A 19,998-nucleotide genomic window follows, 5' to 3' on the forward strand; every position below is an offset into this window, starting at 1 on the left:
GCGCCCAGTGAGCGTTTTCAGAGTGGCCACTGGTCGGGTGACGGTGCGGTGTGAGGTCGGGGTGCGCAACGGACAGGGCTCCCGTGCCGTTGAGGGAGGTGTTCGAAGTCTCAACTCAGCAGCACAGGAGCCCTGTTGGTTCCCCATCCTGTCGCACTCGACCTCCCGCATGCCCTGGTCGAGTGGGTCACGATGCTCATCGTCACCCGTGAGGGTGACCGGCGGTGCAAACTCCCGCCGCACCGCCGTGCGCTGGTCGCACTCGTGTACCTGCGCCGCCACGACACCCTCGCCCGTATCGCCACAGGCTTCGGGATATCCGTCGGTACCGCCCACGCCTACGTCACCGCGGTCACCGCTCTGCTCGCCGAGCAGGCGCCGGGCCTGCTGAAGACGCTGCGCACGCACGACCCGGACTTCGTCCTCCTGGACGGCACGCTCGCCGAGTGCGACCGCGTCGGCGACGGCAGGGCCGACTACTCCTCGAAGCACAAGCGGCATGGGGTGAACGTGCAGGTCGTCACGGACCCGGCTGGCGAGATCCTGTGGCTGTCGCCGGCACTGCCGGGCCGGACCCACGATCTGACGGCCGCCCGCACCCACAAGATCCTCCGGATCTGCGCGCGCCAAGGCGTCCCGATCCTCGCCGACATGGCCTACATCGGTGCGGGCGACTGGGTCACCACCGCCAAGCGCCGCCCGCCCAAAGGCGAACTCACCCTCACCGAGCGGACCAAGAACCGGGCCCTGTCCGCGGCCCGGGCACCTGTCGAACGAGGCATCGCACGGCTGAAGTCCTGGCAGATCTTCCGCAGATCCCGCATCAGCCCCAACCGCATGAGCGTCATCACCAAAGCTGTCCTCACCCTGGAGAGGCAACGCTGAAAACGCTCAGTGAGTACCCGTGTCCAGCAGCAGCTTCTTGGCCGTTCGCCAGCGGCCCGCCTCAAGTTCCTCCAGAGCCACCCGCAGGGCATCGTCGTGACCAGCCGGGTGATACACAAGAGGCATCAAGAGCCCTCAAATCGCAAATGGTCACACCTCGAAGACCGGAAACCGCCGCCAATACTCGCCTCAAGGACGCGTGCAGCGCGATACAACCTGCGTTTTCGTTTAGGGGTCAATGTCATCAGAGAGCCTCGGGAGAATGAGGGAGGAACGGCACTCAATGGAAGAGGTTTGAGCCTTCAGCGCAACGCGGATTCGATGCGCGACCACAGAACGGGCCGACCTCAAAAACTAATCTGGCTGATCATCTCGGCAATTCCGGTGACGAAACGACTGATACTCGGGGCCATCGACGTACTCGCCAGGAAGAATCCGAACAGACTGCACACGATGGCGTGCGCTGCATTCAGTCCACTCTTCTTGACGAAAATGAAGACGAGAATGCCCAGGAGCACGACGGCGGAGATGCTAATGGCCACCGCACACCACCCAACGGCAGGGCGTTCCTGCCAGATAAGGTTCATGAGGTCGACCGTGGGGGGACAGCAGCGGGCTCGAGGACAGCGCTGTTCGTGTGGCGGAGGACAACGTGGACTCCGGGGGGGGATCAACGACAGGTTCACGTTCCCCGTAGCGCGATGAGCATCAGGTAGACCGAATGATCACGCTCTCGGTCGGTTCGTCTCTACATCGCGCTGCGGGATCCCCACACTGGCGGCAAAACGTCCCACGTACACATTCCCAGGGTGATATCACTTGCGTGATTGCGGCTCCACCAGGGGTAATTGGGGCTGCAGTCGCTCACCACGGGGAGGCATGACGTGCGTCAGCAGTCGCTGCGAAACTGCGACCGTTGCGGCGGCCAGCTGAGCAGCTACAACACCGACACCCTCTGCTTCGCATGCGCTCGCTATCGGGTCCTAGAACAACACACCCCTCTTGTGCCGGAATACGTTTGGTTCGACCCAGACGTCCGCAACGCGCTCGCCGCATGGGACTTCGGCCAAGCCAGCCGCCTCGTCCGCGAGAAGGCCGGCCTCCGGCAAGACGACATGGCCCAACTCACCGGCCTGAGCCAGGCGTTCCTGTCCATGCTGGAGGCAGGCGGCCGCCGCCTCACCAACATCGACAAAATCGTCGAGTTCCTGACGGGCCTGGACGTGCCTTCTGAACTCGTCCCACTCCCCCTTCCTCGGACCACAGCCCAAGCGTCGCAACCGTCCCCGCCCCAGTTCGCTGGTGACGCTGATCCGATCCTGCCCTGGACCACGGCCCGTATGGTGGCAGCACTGGAGACTGCGGTAGGAGGTAGCGCGATGGACCGTCGACGATTCCTCACCGCGAGCGGCATAGCGCTCACGGCCTTCGTGAATCAGTGGGACGCAGCCGAAGCCGAACCTCTTTACCGCGCGGCCGGGGGAAGCCGTCTCTCTCCCAGTCTGCTCAACGGACTCCAACGGACCACGGACAGCCTGCGGACCATGGACGCGAGCGATGGCAGTGGCACCCTCACCGCGCTGGGCGATAAGCACCTTCAGTTCCTCCAGCACCTCGTGGAGCAAACTTCGTACGACGAGGTGAGTGGACGGCAGCTCGCAGCGATCATCGCCGACACCGCCACCCAGGTGGGTTGGTTCGTCTTCGACTCCGGCCAACATGACCAGACGCTCGGGTACCTGTATGCCGCGCTCCGCGCGGCCAAGGCCTCGGGAGACATCCGACTCGGCGCCGGCGCCTTGTCCTACATCGCCATCCATGGCTACTCCACCGGAGCGCCGCATCACGCCGTCACAGCAGTACAACGAGCCCGGGAGAAGGTCAAGAATCTCGGCGTACCCGCCCTCGAAGCGATGCTGCTGACCCGGCAGGCCCGCGGCCACGCGAAACTCGGCGAGCGGCAAGCGGCCCTCGCCGCACTCGGACGAGCCGCCGAGCTCTGTGCTCAAGGACGCTCAGAGCACGATCCCCAGTGGCTGTACTGGATCAACGAGGGCGAGATCCAAGGACAGGCAGGCAGCTGCTATCTCGACCTCGGCGACCCCCGCAATGCCGTCGACAGCTTCACGAGGGCCCGGGAGGCACTCAACCCAGCGGACCACCGCACCAGGGGCCTGTTCCTCTCCCGCGCCGCAACCGCCCACGTCGAGCAGGGCGACATCGAAGCCGGCTGCGCCACGGCACACGAGGTCCTCGACCTCGCCGAGAAGCTTCAGTCGGCACGGTTCGACAGCCACGTCACGAGCATGATCCAACAACTCCAGCCCGTCGCCCACAGCCCGTACGCTCAGGACGTACTGGAGCGACGCGCCGCTGTGACGGCAGGAGGGAGCCGAACTTGACCAACGCCAGGCAGATCCTCGTTCTGTGGGACATCGACCGCACTCTGCTGTACGTCGGTGACATCGACCGGCAGGTGTACCGGGAGACCTTCGCCGAGATCGTCGGCCGCCCCGCGGAACGCCTTCCGGCCCGCGGCACCGGTGTCACCATGCCCCTAGCCATTCGATCCCTGCTCCTGGACAACGGCGTCCCCGAGGCAGACGTCCCCGGCCTGGTGCCGCGCATGGTGGAACTCCTGCCGCGGCGCCTCGCCGCACACACCGACGATCTGCGAGAGCAAGGCGTCCTCCTGCCTGGCGCCGTGGACGCCCTCAAAGCCGTGCACGCACTACCGGGCTGCGTTCCTACCGTCGTCACGGGAAACCTCAAGCCCAACGCGCTGCTGAAGCTCGAAGCCTTCCACCTCGACGAGTTCCTTGACACGGAAATCGGCGGATACTCCTCGGACGACGACCACCGCCCGGCTCTCGTCTCCGTCGCACAGGAGCGAGCCCAGGCCAAGTACGGAACCACCGCCTTCAGCCGCTCCAACACGGTCATCATCGGAGATTCCCTCGAAGACGTCCGTACTGGGCTTGAGGGTGGCGCTCCTGTGATTGGAGTCGCGTCCGGCAAGACCACTGCCGACGAACTCTCCACAGCCGGAGCCGACGTGGTCCTCGACAGTCTCGAAAACGTCCCACGGCTCCTGGACGCGATCGCCAGAACGGCCCTCGGCCGCGCCTGATCGCGGCTGCCCGCCAGCGCGCCTCAACTGCCCCTATTACATGAGTGATACCGGCATGCTCGCACCCCGCCTACGCTGTCGGGCGCGGACGAGAAACGGGGGTGCGATGCCAAGGCACGCTCGCGTATGCGCTGACTGCGGATGCCGCTTAAGCCAGTACAACGATGAGGACCGGTGTTCCGCGTGCGCGCGCGGCAGGCGTCTCGACACCCGCCTTCAGCCCCGCGTTCCAGACGCCGTCTGGCAGCATCCGGAAGTCCAGTCCGCCATCGCTGCCTGGGACTTCGGGCGGGCCAGCCGTCTCATCCGCGAGCGGGCAAAGCTCCGCCAGGGCGACATGGCCCACATGACGGGGCTCAGCCAGGGTTTCCTGTCCATGCTCGAAGCAGGAGCCCGCCGGCTGACGAACCTCGACAAGGTCGCGAGGTTCCTCAACGGCATCGAGACACCCGACGCCTTGCTCCCCCCACCGTTCCGTGAGCATCACGCAGCCCTTACGCCACTGCCGTTGCCGCACGCGGGACCACCCGCCGTCGATCTCCAGCTCGCAACCGGCGAGCAGGTAACAGACCTCCACGAGCTCGCGACACAAGCTGCGGCCCAGTCACTGCAGTTCGCGGAAGTGACCACGAAGAGCAACGTGAGCGACGTCGAGCTTGAGGGGCTGGAATCCAGGATCACCCGGATCGCGACGGACTACGTCCATGCTCCGCTGTACCCCCTCTTCCACGACCTGCTGACGACGAGAGACCAACTCTTCTCGCTGCTGAGCGGCCACCAACCCCCGCGCCAAACCCGCGAGCTGTACCTCCTCGCCGGCACGAGTTGCCTGCTCCTCGCCCACGCGTCACAGAATCTCGGCGACCAGGACTCCGCTGTCGCCCAACTCCAGACGGCCGGGACCCTCGCCGAGCATGCCGACCACGACGATCTCCGGGCGTGGGTCAAGGGCACAGCGGCACTGATCGCAGAGTGGTCGACGCACCGGCACACCGCCCTCGAGTACACACAGCAGGCGATCCGGTTCGCCCCCGTCGGCGAGACCCGGGTCAGAACCGCAGCGATCGGGGCCAGGGCCGCGGCACGCGTCGGAGACCGGAACACGGCCCTGGCAGCGCTCAAGGAACTTGAGCATGCCCGCGAGCAGCAGACAGACCCCAACGGACTCACCAGATTCGGGGGGTTGCTCACTTTCCCGGAAGCCAAGCAGGAGTACTACATCGGCGGAACGTACGCTCTCCTCGGCGAACACGAGAGGGCCGAGCAGCACGCTGCCGCCGCGATCGATCTGTACGAGATGGGCCCGAAGGAACAGCGGTCGTACGGTGACGAAGCACTGGCACGCCTCGACATCGTCACAGCGCGCATCACCGCTGGGGAGATCGAGGGAGCCGGCGAGCAACTCCAGCCCATCCTGGAGCTGCCGGTCGACCGCCGTATCCGACAGCTCGGCGACGCCGTGCAGGGAGTAGCTAGGCTTCTTGAAGAACCACGGTTCGCCCGGAGCCGGGTTGGTCGCGAGCTCGCCGACGCCACTCGCGGCTATCAGGTGATCGACACGAGAGCGAAGGCCCTCACCTCATGACAATGACGGTCTCTCCCGAGTCCGCCGCCCGCAAGGCCTGCCAGGCGTCAGGTCTGACAGACCGCTCCCTCGTCTCGCTTCACCACCACGCCACTTCCGTGTTCCTTCTTGCCACGGAAGGCGTTGTGGTGCGCGTCAGTCCCGCCTCACAGCAGCAGCGCCTCGCGACCGCTGTCTCCCTGACGCGCTGGCTCGTCGCGAACGACTTCCCGGCGACAGAGCCTGTGGATGTACCCCAGCCTGTGGCATACGACCCATATGTCGTCACGTTCTGGCGTCACTACCCGCAACCTGAACACGGCGCACCTCCGCCCGGGCGGTTGGGCGATCTACTGAGAACGCTGCACTCCCTACCGTCCCCGCCGGTGTCACTGCCGCGGCACCAACCGCTTGCCTCACTCAAGACCACCGTGGAAGCCAGTACCTACCTGGCGTCGAACGAACGGGCGTGGCTCATGGAGCGCAGGCAGGAACTCCTCCACGCATACGAACAGCTGGATTTTCCCTTGGGGCACGGGCACATCCACGGCGACGCGTATCCGGGCAACACGCTCTGGGACGGCGAGGACGTCAGGCTCGGAGACTGGGACGAGGCGGCAATCGGCCCGCGAGAGATCGACTTGGCCAATACGTTCCAGGGAGTCCGCTTCGGGCGAAGCGTCGGTCAACTGGATGATTTCAGCGAACGGTACGGCTACGACATCCGGCAGTGGTCTGGTCAATCGGTTCTCTGTGAAATCCGAGACCTTCACACACTCGGGTCCTTCATTCGACGTGCGGATCAAGGAGATACTGCTGCTGCCCAGCAGTTGTCGTATCGCATAGAGACGCTCAGAAACATGGATGCCCAAGCTCAATGGGGTGCCGCCTGAAAGAGCACAGAACTCTCGAAGGTCAGGCACCAATTCACGGCGCATTCATCGTGGCCACCATACCGACGATCTCGCGTGCGCAGCCCCACGACAGCGTGACGCCGCTTCCGCCGTGTCCGTAGTTGTGAAGCACGGTGATCCTTGTCCCGTAGTTCTCTGCCTCGACGCGCACTTCGGGACGAGTCGGCCTGGCCCCCATTCGGTGGGCGATGACGGGTGCTTTCGCCAGTTCCGGCCTGATCGAAGCACAGCGGTCCACAATGGCTCGAGCAGCTTCGGCATCGTCCTGCAGACCCGCCTCACCGTCGAGCGCGGTTCCGCCAAGTACCACGGTGTCGCCGTGCGGGTAGATACAGAGGAGATCGGAAGACAGACCCGTGTCTTCGGAGAAGAACTCCGTGATGCCGGGGTTCTCCACGACCACGTGCTGACCCCGGATCGGTCGGACATCGAGGTCTCCAGCGAGATCCCCGCCTCGCAGACCGGCACAGTTAACGATCACGGAAGCATCTTCGACTTCGTCCAGTGAACAGACCGTCGCGTGCTGCACCGTCCCTCCTGCCTTCCTGAAGCGGCGGAGCAGGTACTCCAGGTAGACCGGCATATCGATGAGAGGCACTGTGAACCGGTAGCCGCTTGCGAAACCGGTGGGCAACTCGTCCGGTTCGCACATGCGGAAGTCGGGCAGCATCGTGCTCCACTCAGGCGCCGGCGTGGAATTGCGAGCCGCCTCGATCCCGCTGACCATGCGCACGCCGGTCGTGGGGTCGCCTGCGAGGCTTCGGAATTCGCTGAGGGAGGTGAGACTCCACTCGCGTACTCGTGCCCACGGTTCGACCAGGTACGGCCCCCACATCGCCCCAGCAGCGAGGGACGTAGGGCCGGGGACCTCCGCCGCCATCAGGCGTACGGACAACCCGGCTTCGAGGAGGGCAACACCTGTGGTCAGGCCAGAGACGCCCCCACCGACAACAGCGATTCTCGCGCCCACAGACATAGATCGACCGTAGCCTGCCCCGCCAGGTGCGGGCCCATCTGAGGCGGGGTGGACCGACACTCAGGCCCGTTCCGCCTCTTCCGGTACGAGTCGGCTCGTGAAGCCGTCGCTACGCAACCGTTCGAAAGCCGCCGCCACGTCGTCGGGAATCTCCTGCTCGATCATGAACCCTTGTTGCGGGTACACCATGAGCCGCTGCTGGGCCCCCACGAGCATGTCGATGACCAGGCGGGCATCCTGGATCGAATCGACGTACTCGGAGAGCGCCATGGGTGTGGAAGCGCTCACCCACTCGACATCCGGCCAGAGCTTTCGCGCCGTCGCGTAGGCCCGTCGCTCCTCGTACGGCTTGCTGACCAGCAGGACCGACGAGACGGGAACACGCAGTGCTTCGAGCAGAGCGCGGGAGAAGCGGATGTTCTGGCCCGTGTTCCGGGCCTTCGGTTCGACGATGATGGCGCTCTCAGGAACTCCGAGCGCCACCGCACGGTCCCTATAGTGTTCGGCCTCACCTCGGGGCATCCGCTCACGCGTCGTACGGCTGGTTGCTCCGGTGAAGACGATGAGCGGCGCCATGCCACGGTGGTAGAGGTCCGCGGTCGTGTCGGCCACTCCCAGGTCGTGGCTGCCGAGTCCGATCGCCACGGAGCAAGGTCGCAGCTCGTGACCCATCTGCTGGAAGTCCCACAGCCGCCGGGCATCCGCCCATGTCTGCGTTGAGATCACTTGCTCTCGCCCTCCATGTTCGCCGAGGACCTGCTCCCCGCCGTTGCCCTCCGATGGGATCAGCCTACGTTCCAGATAACAGGCGCCCTCAGATGACGGTTCTCCTGTCCCGCGCGCTCACGCCGTGTGAAACTCGATCGGGCAGGCTGAGGGGAGCACGTCAATGCGGGGAATGACCGACCATCTTCCGTTCGGCAAGCGAGTCCGGTTCTACCGGAAACGCCGGGGCCTGAGCCAGCGGCAGCTCGGCGAACTTCTGGGACGCTCCGAGGACTGGGTGTACCGGATTGAGTCCGACCGCATACCAGTGAACAACGTGAAGATGCTCGCGGACCTGGCACACGCTCTGCGAGTGCACGTTGAGGATCTTCAGGGCACGCCGACGCTCTTGGACGACCGCGGTCGTCACGCGGCCAGCATCCCGGCGATACGCACCGCACTCATGCAGTCGCGACGGCTGGCGGGCTCGCTGTACGACGGCCGTGAAACCGTGCGCCTCGAACGTCTCTCCTTCGCAGTCGACGAAGCCTGGCGGCTCTTTCAGAATTGCCAGTTCGCACGCCTTGGAGAGTGCTTGCCCGGACTACTCGCGGACGCCCGGCTGGCCACGCAGGAGCGCACAGCTGGCGCCGAACACGTCGAAGCACTCCGGTTGTTCGCACTGACCTGCCACGTGGCAGCGGTACTTCTACGAAAGCTGGGTGAGACCAACCTGGCCTGGACCGCTGTAGACCAAGGCGACATGGCGGCCGCAGAGTCGGAAGACCCCGCCACAATGCTCGCTCTGCGGCGAGGTGTCGCGCATGTTCAACTCGGCGCCGGCATGCCGGCAGAGGCAGTGAACGTCACCCTCGACGCGGCAGACGACCTCGAACCCGGTTGGTGGCGCTCCACGCCGGCTTCTCTCTCCTTGTACGGGACCCTGTTCCTCAACGGAGCCGTCGCAGCGGCCCGGATGCGGAACCGGGCGCTGGCAGATCACATGATGGGGAAGGCCCAAGAAGCAGCGGACCTGCTCGGCGGCGACTCCAACGCGATGTGGACCTCCTTCGGTCCCGGCAACGTAGAGATCCACCGGCTGGCGCTCGCCCTGGAATTCGAGGACGTCCAACTGGCCGTGGACGTAGCGCCGAGAGCCAGAGCGGCAGGATTGCCGGTAGAGCGACGGGGTCGGGCCCGACTGGATGTTGCCCGTGCCTATGCTGAGGCAGGGCGGACAGATAAGGCGATAGACCATCTCAAGCACGCCTACCGAACCGCTCCCGAGCAGATCAAGGCACACGAGTTCGCTCGGGACCTAGCTCGTCGGCTCCACAAGCGATCCCGCCGTCAGGATGTCCAGGACCTGGCCATGCGGCTCGGCGCCATCAGGTAGAGCCCGCTGTAGAGAGGTTCGTTGGCAGACCCGGAAAATTCCTCCGGGTCCGCCTCCCCATCGGCTCCTACGGTCGTTGCGACCAAGCCACTTGTACGGGGAGGCATCGGAGTGCCTGTGATCTATCGGCCGGATGATGGCGTCGGTCCCAAGAACAGCAGTGCGGTGGTGCTCCGCTGGAGTCGCCATCCGCGCTGCGTCGGTCTTGCGCGTCGTGAACTCCGTAAAGCGCTTGGCGGTTGGGGCCTCTCAAGTATTGAAGACTCAGCTGTCCTCGTTCTCGCGGAGCTCTTAACCGACGCGGTACGCCACGGCAGTGTGCGCCCGGGCGCAGAGATCGAGACGCGGTATCTGCGAGTACGAAGTGGCCTGCGAATCGAGGTGTCGGACACAGTCCACGAATTCCGCCAGTTGACGGCAAGTTCCTCGGAGCCAGACAGAGATCCCCGACTACGGCTCATAGACGCACTGGCCGACCGGTGGAAGATGAACGACACTTTCACGATCGGCACATCGGCGTGGGCAGAGCTCGACTTCCCGTCACAGACTGGTGCCCCCGATGTCGAATGATGCCGGCCATCGCTTTCCGCTCGCCTTAGCAGTTGACGAGGACACCCGCAGGATCCCGATACGCGCAGGCGCAACGGCGGTCGAAACGAGGGGCCGGGAGAGCAGCCCTTCGCCCTCATCCGCGACGGACACCGCTGAGCGGCATGCCCGCCTGTGTCGATGGTGTCGACGGCCTCTGAGCCGATACAACAACGAACCGTACTGCAGCGCTTGTTCGCGACACGTATCAGCTACCCCTTCGCCACCGCCCCAGGTGGTACCAGAGGTTTGGAAGCGAGTGGACGTCCGGGAAGCTCTCTGGGCCCGTGACTTTGGCCGAGTGTGCCACCTTGTGCGAATCGGCAGCTCACTACGCCAGAGTGATATGGCAGAGCTCACGGGTCTGAGCCAAGCCTTCCTGTCAATGCTGGAGTCAGGAGTACGAAGACTCACCAACATCGACAAGATCGTCGAACTACTCGCAGGACTCAACACTCCGGCGGAACTCACAGGCCCCATGCTCCAACCGTCGACAGCGGCAGGCCGACCGTGCGACCCATCACTCACAGGGAAGAAAGCGGGATGGCCAGCGTGACGCTCGGCCCGGTAGACCACTCCCAGCGACATCGAGATGGTGCTGTTCGCGTAGAAGGAAAGAAGGGCCTTTTGGTCACTTGCGTGGCCATGCCCGTCGGAAGGCGGCGCAGTTGGCTATTGCGCCCGACACCCGAGGGTTCAAACGAGATCGGCGAAGATAGTCGATAAGCCCGTTTTCCAGTTCGCAGCGTCTTACGGCTCGCCGAGCCAGGCATCGATACCTTGCAAACCCATGTGAGGGACGTGGTCGGGCGCCCCGGACGACTGGATCGAAGCGCGGGGAGTGCGTGTCAGCGTCGAAGGATTTCAACTTAGCGTACTCACGTGATCCCGCGAATATCACGGCCGTGATATCACCCCCGAGATGTGCTCGCCCCGCGAATGCGGAGCACCCTCATCAGGGGCCCGAACTTCAGGCCTGCACAGCACGACGTTCAGATCCGAAATGCGCCGCGCCAGCGACAGGAGATGAGTGCCATGCCGACACCACGACGAAACAAGAACGATCACCTGCTCTACGCCGACGTCGTCGATTCCAAGCAGAAGGCCGGAGTCTGGATGGGCGAGCGTGACGCCTTCCAGGCCAAGCAGGCCGAGATCCTGGAAGCGGTGAAGGATCAAGCGGACTGGGTCCCGGTCGAGAACGCCATCCTGGTGGTCAGCACCGAGCCCGCCGGCATCACGATCATCGCCCCGAACCCGACCCTCCCCGGCGTGATCGTCCTCGCCGACGGAGGCTCGCCGGAGGCCTCAGCACAGCTGCAGGCCGCCGGCGAGGAGCTCGTCCGCAAGGTCATGGCCGAGCGCGGCATCCTCGAAGAGGAAGCCGCGTAACACAGGTGGTCACCTCACAGCTCCTGTGGGGGAAGTACATCCAGTACGTCCGGGATGGCGAGGGCGCCCTCCTCGACCCGGTCACGCTGGACAGTGTGTACCTCGACCGCGGGGAGGTCACCGACCTCTCCGCGGTTCCCCCGACCGCGACCCACAAAGCTCTCGCCGAGCTCGGCTTCACGCCCGACAGCCCTCGCGCTGATCAGCGTGAAGCACTCCATAACCGGCTCCACCAACTCGACCTGGATCCCGTCCCCGAACGGATCAGCGGCCTGCGCGTCGTCCTTACCGACGCCTGCAACATGAAGTGCAGCTACTGCTTCGTCGAGACCAACACCGGCAAGCCGGACATGACCGAGCAGGAAATCGCCGACGGCCTGACCTACCTCTTCGAGACGAACGCCGGTCGCGACGAGGTAGCCATCCAGTGGTTCGGCGGCGAACCGACGACCCGGTTCGACCTGATGCAGTACGGGGACACCCTCGCGGACTCCCTCGCCGCGCAGTACGACGTCAAGCGGGTCCGCCGAACGGTCGTCACCAACGGGGCCCGCATCACCGAGGCCATGATCGACCACTTCGCCCGCTACGAGTACGGCGTCGGGATCTCCATCGACGGACCGCCCGCCATCAACTCCGAGAACCGCCGCCTCCTGGGCGGACAAGCGGCCGACGACCGGATCCGGCGCAACGTCCGCTGGCTGCTCGACGCAGACGGCATCCACGTGGGCTGCAACCTCACGCCCACATCCGCGAACATCGGCCGCCTGGCTGAGACCGTCACCTGGATCATCGACGACCTCGGGTTGAAATTCATCTACGCCAACACCCCGATACCCACCAGCGGTCGCTGGACTGTCAAGGGCAAGAAGCTGGCCAAGGAGCTGTACCAGGCGCGTCTCGTCGCCCTTGGGCGTGGCGGCATGATGTTCTCCGTCCTCGACCGGGCGTTCCAGGCCCTCGACCGGCGCCGCCCCATGCTCTTCGACCACATCCAGAGCGACCGGACCCTGAACGTCGCCCTGCTGCCCGGCAACCGAGTCAGCCTCTGCGACATCAACTTCACCGCACCCTCCTTCCTGCACACCCTCGACGAACTGCGTGCGGACCCGAACCTGCTGGGCGGCATCGCCAAGCACGTCGCCCCCATCGCCGAGTGTGGCCAGTGCCCGGCTCTGGCGATCTGCGGGGGCCCCTCACGCAACGAACAACTCCTCATCGGCGGTGACCGGCCGGACCCACAGATGTGCGATTTCTACACGAGCACCGTGGAGATCGCCGTATGGGACAGCACGGGGGTGCAGTGAACACCGTCACCCACCCCGAGAGCCCACCCGCACGAGCCCGGCAGCAGTTCCGTTCCGCGCTCATCAGCACCTCCGGCCACTGCAAGATCGCCTGCGGATTCTGCTTCCGAGCCGACCGGGCCCACGGCTTCCTCGACATCGCCACCTACACCCGGGCACTGTCCCGGCTGAAGGAGACCGGCGTCGAGGCGATCTGCCTGACCGGCGGCGAACCCACGCACCACCCCGAACTACGCCAGCTCGTACGGCTCGCCCACCAGTTCGGGATTCCCGTGTCGATCGTCACCTCGGCCCGAGACCCCGAAGACGTAGACCGGTTGGCCGACAGCGCGCGCTTACTCGCGAACGTCACCGTGTCCGCCGACTCGGCCGGTGCCATGGAACTCGGGCGCACCACCCGTTCCGTGGCATCGGCGATCGCGACGCTCGATCAAGTCCCTACGGCAGAGAGAGTTCTCCACCTCACGTACTGGAAGCTCACAGCCCAGGAGTGCCAGGACATCTACGAGCGCGTCGACAAGTCAGGAGTCCAGATCCAGCTCAGCCCGGTGGCGCTCGACGTCACGGCACGCCAGCGTGCTGGCTCCACCTTCTACAACTACCTGGCCCAGCAGCGGGAGGACACCGACCTTCTCGGACGCTACTTCCAGCTCACCCCGCGGTTCCAGGAGTACCTCACCGCCCTGCGAGCCATGCACCTGTACCCCGAGCGACGGCCCTCCTGCGCGTCCGCGACGCTGTACGTGTCCGCAAGCGGCGAGATCCGCCGCTGCCCCTACGGCAAAACGGGGGTGAGCGTGCGCGCGCCTCGCGCGGAGATCAGTCGCTTTCTCCACGCCGAACCGCAGGACCGGACCACCCCAGAGTGCGCGGCCATCTGCCGCGCCGACGACACCCCGTGAGTGGACGATGACGACCCCAGTCACCACACCAGAAGAGTTCATCGAACGGTGGCGGACCCCTCCCAACAAGCGCGTCAGCAACGTCCTCACCGCCACCGGCTTCAGCTTTCCGCCCGCCCTTGACGTCCTCGACGCCGTCCGGCAGGACGAGGAAGTGCGCTTCACCATCCTCGGAGACGAGGACTGGTCCGTACGCATGGACCGTACGTCGGCCTTCCGCACAGCCCCGGTCGAAGAAGTGGCCACCTGGACGTTCCGCCTCGTCCACTTCAACCTCACCCGCTTCTACGACGGACTCCTCAGCGGATTCCAAGAGCAGGTCATGGTCCCCTGGCGAACCCGGCTGTCGAGCTGGGGGTTCACGTGGCAACGGTGCGCGCCGCTGCTGTTCATCTCCACGGGCGGTGCCTCCTCGACGTACCACAACGACAACTCGCACGGGCTCGTGTGGCAGATCGAGGGCACGAAGACGTTCCACAGCTACAGGGACCCCGACCAGCACCTCACGGCCGAGGCCGCTGTGGTGGGCGAGACCACCGCAGAGGAACCGCCCGAACACGACCCGGCCGACCGCGAGTCCTTACGGATGGGGCCCGGTGACCGACTGTGGAGCCACGCCCTGACCCCGCACTGGGTGACCACCGAGTCCTCGCTCGCGATGAGCGTCACCCTCTCCCACGGCGGCCTGTGCCACCAAGGCCGCTTCGCCGACCGTGAATTGGCACTCCGCGCTTACTGGGACCAGCACCCCGACGAGGCGTGGAAGCTCGATCTGCGAAACGTTCGCTACTGACCAGGCCTGGGCCGCTGCACCCTCCAAAGGGTGCAGCGGCCCAGGCTCTTGGCGTGACTACGGGGTGAGCCGGTTCGGGCCACGGAACAGGAACGTGGCCTCCCGAATCGAGTCGAGGCCGAGCATCACCATCAGAACCCGCCCGAGCCCCATGCCCAGACCACCGTGCGGCGGGCATCCGTACCGGAAGGCGTTCAGGTAGTCCTGCATCGGCTCGGTGCTCATCCCCTTCTCCGCAGCCTGCTTCAAGAGCACGTCGTAGCGGTGCTCACGCTGCGCACCGGTGGTGACCTCCAGCCCCTTCCACAGCAGGTCGAAGCTGAGCGTCACACCCGGGTCGTCCGTCGGCCGCATGTGGTAGAAGGGCCGGATGCTCGTCGGATAGTGGGTGACGAACACCCACTCATGCCCTGTCTGTTCCTTGATGTACGAGGCGATCCCACGCTCGCCCTCTGGGTCCAGGTCCTCCTTCACGCCCGCCGGGTCCCAGCCCTTGGCCCGCAGGATCTCCTGTGTCTCGGCCATCGTGATCCGCTGGAACGGCGTCGTCGGTACCGTCACTTCGACACCGAACGTCTCCTGGATCGCCTCACCGTGTGCATCGGCGACTTTGGCGATGGCATGCGCGAGCATCTGCTCCTCGAAGGCCATCACGTCCTCGACTCCGTCGATCCACGCCAACTCCACGTCCACACCAGTGAATTCGGTGGCGTGCCGGGAGGTGAACGACGGCTCAGCGCGGAAGACCGGCCCGATCTCGAAGACCTTGTCTACACCCGCCGAGATCGCCATCTGCTTGAAGAACTGCGGCGACTGAGCCAGGTAGGCGGAGCGGTCGAAGTAGCCGAGCTTGAACACCTCAGCGCCTGACTCCGAGGCGGTGCCCATCAGCTTCGGAGTGTGCATCTCCGTGCACCCCTGCCGATAGGCGTACTCGCGCATCCCTTGCTCGAGTGTGGTCTGTACAGCGAAAAGCAGCTGCGCCTGGGGCCGGCGCCGCACGTCGAGGAACCGCCAGTCCAGGCGGTGTTCGAGTCCGGTCTGCTCGTCGATGGGAAGTGGAGTCTCTGCCCGGTTCAGCACCTCGACCGATTCGGGGATGATCTCCAGGCCACCGAGCTTCACGATCGGGTTGTCGACCACGCGACCGGTGATCCGGACTGCGGATTCCGGCGTCAGCCCCTCCAGCGCGGTCTCAACCTCGTCGCCTTCGCCGCCGCGTTTGTGAGTGACCTGCACCATGCCGGTGTGGTCGCGCACGACGACGAACTGCATCTTGCGTTGCAGGCGGAGCGTGTTCACCCAGCCCGACACAGAAACGGTCTGCCCGACATGTTCTCGCAGGCCAGACACCAGTACACGGCTAGTCATGTGGATCATCGCAGCCCTCCAAGGGGCGTCGTCATGATCCCTTGGGGGCGCGGACGAGAAGGGTACTCGCGGTGCCACCGCGCCTTTACCGCAGCTCAGAGAGCCACGGCCTCATTCATGCCCGATGACGGGGGCCGGCCGGCGGGGCATTGGGCCTTCAACGAGGCCGTTCCTCCCCGCGCTCAGGAGGGTCTTCACCTTGGGACGCAAGACCGCCTTCCCAGCTACCGGCGGCTCTCTCTGCTCGCGTGATCCCGCGGCTACTCGTCTCCTTCAACGCGTTGCTGTTGAGCATAGCGGGGTGGGCAGGGATGCGACAGCAAGATCGTGCCAACGAGCGGCCTGTCGAAGCGGCGTGCGGCCGTAATGACGGTCAGCCGCCATCCAGAACTTCAGAGTCCCCTGTCCCAAGGCGTCGTCACGTATCAGATCCGGACACCCTCAACGAGATACCCGGCAGGCCACTCTCTCTCCGCAGAGCCGACTACGCGAGAGGATTCGCCTCCATTTCATCATCGTATTTCTTGGGTGATATCACGGCGGTGATTTTTGGTCGACGCGATCGTGTTTTACGCTGCTTTGGCCAGGTCTTCGCATCGATTCGGCCCACGCAAAGAATAGAAGAATTTTCGTCGACTGCTTTCGCGATAGAGAGTCCATGCATTCACGAGCAATCGACGCATGTGAACACCAGTCACGAAATATCGTCCCGTTTCCCACCGACCCTGCACGAGTAACTCAGGGAAAGGAACTCCTTCAATGGAAGGAATATCCACGCCCGGAATTTCGGTCGAGGTCGTCTCAACTCTGCCATCGAAAGCACCCGACCGCAGCATCAAGCACGTCTTCAAAACGTCAGACATGGCTACCTTCGAAGCCGTGCAACTCTGGGAGGGAGAGCACCAAGCCTATTCTGTGTGCATGTCGGCCCAGGCGGGTTGCAGGTATGGCTGCGCACATTGCGCTACCACCTTCGCACGGACTCCCTTCGTTCGAAATCTGCACGCGGAAGAGATTGCCTCTGCAGTAGGGCAGCTGAAGCAACAGGTAGGTCCTCAGCAAGGCCCCCTCATCTGGGTCGACTTCGCTGGAGTCGGTGACGCTGCCGCCAACTGGAACCACGTCACCACCGCCGCGAAAACGATCGTCGACCAGAGAATGGCTCGACAGGTGAAGGTAACCAGCATCGCCCCGCAGGCCTGGGTGCGAAATCTCCTGAAACCCAATTCCTGGCTGCCGGATCGCCTCATGTTCTCGCTGCACGGCGCCAACGCCGCTCAGCGCAGGGTGGTCATCCCCCGAGCGGACGACCCTTCGACCGTCTTGCCACTGTGGGCAGCTGTTGCTGAAATGCGCCCGGTGGTGCTGAACTACGTTCTCTGCGAGCACAACACGCGGCCCGATGACGAAGCGGCGCTGACCGAGCTGCTCGCTCCCTACGCCGGGCGCTTTCTCATACTGAGGCTCTCCAGCTTCAATCCCGTGCACGGCAGCCCGCTGCTCCCAAGCGCGAGGGAAGAGGAATTCATCGCCGCTCTCTCCCGAGATTTGACCGGCTGGACGGTGTCCCACCACTTGTCTGCTGGCAGGGAGACGGCCGCTGCGTGCGGGCAACTTCGGGCCGAAATCCTGGATCTCGCTCCGCCGACCAAACGCCCAGGCATCTGACGACGACACACGAGCACCTGGGCGAACTCCCCAGCAGCCACACCCAGGCCTGCCGTAGCCGGCCCTGGTGAAGAGCTGCCCTGTCCTCCGACCTCCCCGTAGCCGGAGGACAGGGCTTCACCACGGCATGCGTCAGGATGCTTCTGGCTCAACGTTGCGGGACGGCGCTGCCAGGAAACCGCCCGGGATCCACTCCCGCAGAACCTCGGGTACCGCCACGGTGCCGTCGGCCTGCTGATGTTGCTCAAGAAGCGCAGGCACGAGACGGCTCGTGGCCAGGCCGTAGGCGTTCAGCGTGTGTACGAACGCCTACCGACCCGACCGGGGCCGGTAGCAGATGTTGCCGCGCCGGGCCTGGTAGTCGCCGGCGTTCGACACCGGGCTGGCCTCGGCATACATCCCGATGCTGGGCAATCACACCTCTGGAGGCCAGCGTGTAGAAGACCGGCCGCCGACCCTCCACACGCTTCGCCGTCGCCTTGTGAGGCAGAGACGGCATGGTGAATCTCGCTGGCGGCCACGTGGCCGTTGGCCTCACGCTTGCGGAATGCCGATCGTCATCACCCCGAGGCCGCCGTACCACTCCACTGCCGTACGCCCTCAGTGGAACGACCTGCCCCAGCGTGTCCGCGAACTCATCGCCCGACGACTCGGGGGCAGCGTGGCCGCCCGACCGAGTGCCGGAAGCGGCTTCACCCAAGGCTTCGCCAGCGTGATCACCGGAACGGGCGGCACCCAGTTCGTCAAAGCCGTCAACAGCGCAGACTCTGCACACATCGCCGACTGCTACCGGCGAGAAGCCAAGGTCAACCAGGCCCTCCCCCAGGCGGTACCAGCGCCTCGACACCGGTGGAGTGAGGAACTGGATGGATGGGTGATCCTCGGGTTCGACGCCGTTGAAAGCGGCCGTATGCCCAGCTCGCCGTGGAGGACCCACGAGCTCGCAACCAGCCTCGACGCATACGCGACCGCAGCCGAGGCACTGTCCACACCACCCGCTGCATTCCAGCAGGTCGGCCTGAAACCACTCGGCGAAGATGGTGACTTCGACGACTGGCGGCTGCTTGCCGCCGGCACCACAAGCGCCACAGTCCTCCCCACATGGGTCCCGACAGGCCGACTGGACACCCTGGCCGAGCTGGAATCCCGGTGGCGGCAGGCCGTCGCTGGCGACGCAGTCCTCCACCACGACCTCCGCCAAGACAATATCCTCGTCGACGCCAATGGCAGTGCGTGGATCTGCGACTGGAACTGGCCTTGCCTTGGCGCTAGTTGGTTCGACCTCGTACTCCTCCTGGCCACAGCACACGCTGATGGCCACGACGCCACCACTGTGTTCAGGAAACACCCCACAGCTCGCGGAGTCGACAGCGATCAACTCGATGCCGCTCTGGCCGCGCTCTCGGGCTTCTTCCTGGTCTCCGGCGCACAGCCCCCAGCCGATTGGTCGCCGCACCTGCGTCAGCACCAAACATGGTGCGGAGAGGTCACGCTGCGATGGCTGGCGGCCCGGCGCAAGTGGCTGCTATGACCCCACCAACTGATCAACCTGGCACACCAATCGGCTGACGAAAGCGGGGGTCGAGTCAGCACCAGAGCCCATCCCACTGCCGCCCATGCCGAACACGGCCGACGACGTGCTCCCGGAGGACGATTGACGGCAGCAGATGGTGCCCGATCTTGTTGGAATGGCCTCACGCGACAGCCGCATATGGGACCTGCGGCCACGTGGTTCCGCGAGTTTTGTTCCCGAAGAGGGGTTCTTCGATTATGCCGGGTATCACGGTTGCGATGTGCACAGGGAATGGCGGGAAGTATCGTACAGCCCAAGAGCATCTTGCGCCTTGGGGTGTTGAAGTGGAACAGGTGGCTTTGGAGCTGGATGAGATCCAGACCACGTCAGTTGCGAAAATCGCGGAGCACAAGGCCCGGCAGGCTTACGCGATTCTCGGACAGCCGTTGTTCGTCGAGGATTCAGGCTTCTACATTGAGGAGTTCGGTGGTTGGCCGGGACCGATGGTGAAACAGGCTCTGGAGGCTTTCGGCCCCGCCGGATTCACCCATCTCGCGGACCTCACCGAGAAGCGGACCTGCCGTTTCGCGAGTGCCGCGGTCTACGCGGACGCCGACGGCGAGTTGCACACCTTCGCGGACGACACCCGCGAGCCGGGAACGATCGCGATGGCACCAGATCGTGGGCACGGTTCACGATCCTGGTCCGATCTGTGGTCAATCTTCGTGCCGAAAGGAGCCACCGCGACACTGGCCGCTTTGCCGGAGGCTGAGCAGAACCGCGTGTTCGCCGAGTGGGGAAAGCGCTCGGTCGTCGCAGCCCTGGGCAAGTGGCTGGCACAGTCACAGCGGCATTACTGAGGTGATATCACTTCAGGGATAGGGAGCCAGGCTG

Annotated in this window: 18 protein-coding genes; 14 read left to right on the top strand and 4 right to left on the bottom strand. The window is 64.9% G+C overall.

The genetic code is table 11. From position 1 onward, the window contains the following. The first annotated feature begins 135 nt into the window (after window positions 1-135). On the top strand, window positions 136-885 hold the full coding sequence (locus H4687_RS13935) for an IS5/IS1182 family transposase (RefSeq protein ID WP_046914005.1): 750 nt from the start codon (window positions 136-138) through the stop codon (window positions 883-885). Between the two features lie 347 nt (window positions 886-1,232). Here the strand turns inward: H4687_RS13935 and H4687_RS13940 are convergent, their stop codons facing one another. Beyond that, window positions 1,233-1,427, bottom strand: a complete 195-nt coding sequence (locus tag H4687_RS13940) for a hypothetical protein (RefSeq protein WP_046914004.1) — start codon at window positions 1,425-1,427, stop codon at window positions 1,233-1,235. Between the two features lie 342 nt (window positions 1,428-1,769). On the opposite strand from H4687_RS13940, the gene H4687_RS13945 reads away from it, so the two are divergent. The 4 genes from H4687_RS13945 (at window position 1,770) to H4687_RS13960 (ending at window position 6,472) form a co-directional block, all read left to right on the top strand. Next, window positions 1,770-3,287, top strand: a complete 1,518-nt coding sequence (locus H4687_RS13945; protein ID WP_063778511.1) for a helix-turn-helix domain-containing protein — start codon at window positions 1,770-1,772, stop codon at window positions 3,285-3,287. Beyond that, window positions 3,284-4,015 carry an HAD family hydrolase gene (locus H4687_RS13950; RefSeq protein ID WP_078907244.1) on the top strand — a complete coding sequence of 244 codons (732 nt, stop codon included), beginning with the start codon at window positions 3,284-3,286 and terminating at the stop codon, window positions 4,013-4,015. The genes H4687_RS13945 and H4687_RS13950 overlap by 4 nt, the downstream gene beginning before the upstream one ends. Window positions 4,016-4,121: 106 nt before the next feature. Continuing rightward, window positions 4,122-5,600, top strand: a complete 1,479-nt coding sequence (locus H4687_RS13955; protein ID WP_046914003.1) for a helix-turn-helix domain-containing protein — start codon at window positions 4,122-4,124, stop codon at window positions 5,598-5,600. A gap of 2 nt (window positions 5,601-5,602) precedes the next feature. Further along, window positions 5,603-6,472, top strand: a complete 870-nt coding sequence (locus H4687_RS13960) for a phosphotransferase family protein (RefSeq protein WP_225966687.1) — start codon at window positions 5,603-5,605, stop codon at window positions 6,470-6,472. Window positions 6,473-6,506: 34 nt separating this feature from the next. Here H4687_RS13960 and H4687_RS13965 read toward each other — a convergent pair whose 3' ends face one another. Next, the gene (locus tag H4687_RS13965) at window positions 6,507-7,469 is read right to left on the bottom strand and encodes an FAD-dependent oxidoreductase (protein ID WP_046914001.1); all 963 of its coding nucleotides are present in this window, start codon (window positions 7,467-7,469) and stop codon (window positions 6,507-6,509) included. Between the two features lie 60 nt (window positions 7,470-7,529). Further along, a complete protein-coding gene (locus tag H4687_RS13970) occupies window positions 7,530-8,195 on the bottom strand; it encodes a YdcF family protein (protein ID WP_046914000.1) in 666 nt (221 codons plus the stop codon). A 172-nt stretch (window positions 8,196-8,367) separates the two neighbouring features. On the opposite strand from H4687_RS13970, the gene H4687_RS13975 reads away from it, so the two are divergent. The 6 genes from H4687_RS13975 to H4687_RS14000 all read left to right on the top strand — a co-directional run bounded on the left by H4687_RS13975 (window position 8,368) and on the right by H4687_RS14000 (window position 14,552). After that, window positions 8,368-9,570 carry a helix-turn-helix domain-containing protein gene (locus H4687_RS13975; RefSeq protein ID WP_192781670.1) on the top strand — a complete coding sequence of 401 codons (1,203 nt, stop codon included), beginning with the start codon at window positions 8,368-8,370 and terminating at the stop codon, window positions 9,568-9,570. Between the two features lie 559 nt (window positions 9,571-10,129). Further along, window positions 10,130-10,714, top strand: coding sequence for a helix-turn-helix domain-containing protein (locus H4687_RS13980; protein ID WP_078907242.1), 585 nt, complete (start codon window positions 10,130-10,132; stop codon window positions 10,712-10,714). Window positions 10,715-11,193: 479 nt separating this feature from the next. Continuing rightward, entirely contained in the window at window positions 11,194-11,550 is a 357-nt protein-coding gene (locus tag H4687_RS13985; RefSeq protein WP_046913998.1) for a hypothetical protein, read from the top strand. A gap of 5 nt (window positions 11,551-11,555) precedes the next feature. Next, on the top strand, window positions 11,556-12,857 hold the full coding sequence (locus H4687_RS13990; RefSeq protein ID WP_233443423.1) for a radical SAM protein: 1,302 nt from the start codon (window positions 11,556-11,558) through the stop codon (window positions 12,855-12,857). Beyond that, a complete protein-coding gene (locus tag H4687_RS13995) occupies window positions 12,833-13,759 on the top strand; it encodes a radical SAM protein (RefSeq protein WP_078907241.1) in 927 nt (308 codons plus the stop codon). The genes H4687_RS13990 and H4687_RS13995 overlap by 25 nt, the downstream gene beginning before the upstream one ends. A 7-nt stretch (window positions 13,760-13,766) precedes the next feature. Next, window positions 13,767-14,552 carry a hypothetical protein gene (locus H4687_RS14000; RefSeq protein ID WP_046913996.1) on the top strand — a complete coding sequence of 262 codons (786 nt, stop codon included), beginning with the start codon at window positions 13,767-13,769 and terminating at the stop codon, window positions 14,550-14,552. Between the two features lie 57 nt (window positions 14,553-14,609). Here the strand turns inward: H4687_RS14000 and aspS are convergent, their stop codons facing one another. Continuing rightward, window positions 14,610-15,932 (bottom strand): aspartate--tRNA(Asn) ligase, encoded by a 1,323-nt coding sequence (gene aspS / locus H4687_RS14005; protein WP_046913995.1) that lies wholly within the window; start codon window positions 15,930-15,932, stop codon window positions 14,610-14,612. 750 nt (window positions 15,933-16,682) lie between these two features. On the opposite strand from aspS, the gene H4687_RS14010 reads away from it, so the two are divergent. The 3 genes from H4687_RS14010 to H4687_RS14020 all read left to right on the top strand — a co-directional run bounded on the left by H4687_RS14010 (window position 16,683) and on the right by H4687_RS14020 (window position 19,964). After that, entirely contained in the window at window positions 16,683-17,591 is a 909-nt protein-coding gene (locus H4687_RS14010; protein WP_159026105.1) for a hypothetical protein, read from the top strand. Between the two features lie 547 nt (window positions 17,592-18,138). After that, window positions 18,139-19,122: a phosphotransferase family protein gene (locus H4687_RS14015; protein ID WP_046913993.1), complete on the top strand. Its 984-nt coding sequence runs from the start codon at window positions 18,139-18,141 to the stop codon at window positions 19,120-19,122. A 260-nt stretch (window positions 19,123-19,382) separates the two neighbouring features. Further along, window positions 19,383-19,964: a non-canonical purine NTP pyrophosphatase gene (locus tag H4687_RS14020; protein WP_225967477.1), complete on the top strand. Its 582-nt coding sequence runs from the start codon at window positions 19,383-19,385 to the stop codon at window positions 19,962-19,964. Window positions 19,965-19,998: the final 34 nt, after the last annotated feature.

The organism is Streptomyces stelliscabiei (assembly GCF_014873495.1).
Taxonomy (GTDB): Bacteria; Actinomycetota; Actinomycetes; order Streptomycetales; family Streptomycetaceae; genus Streptomyces; species Streptomyces bottropensis.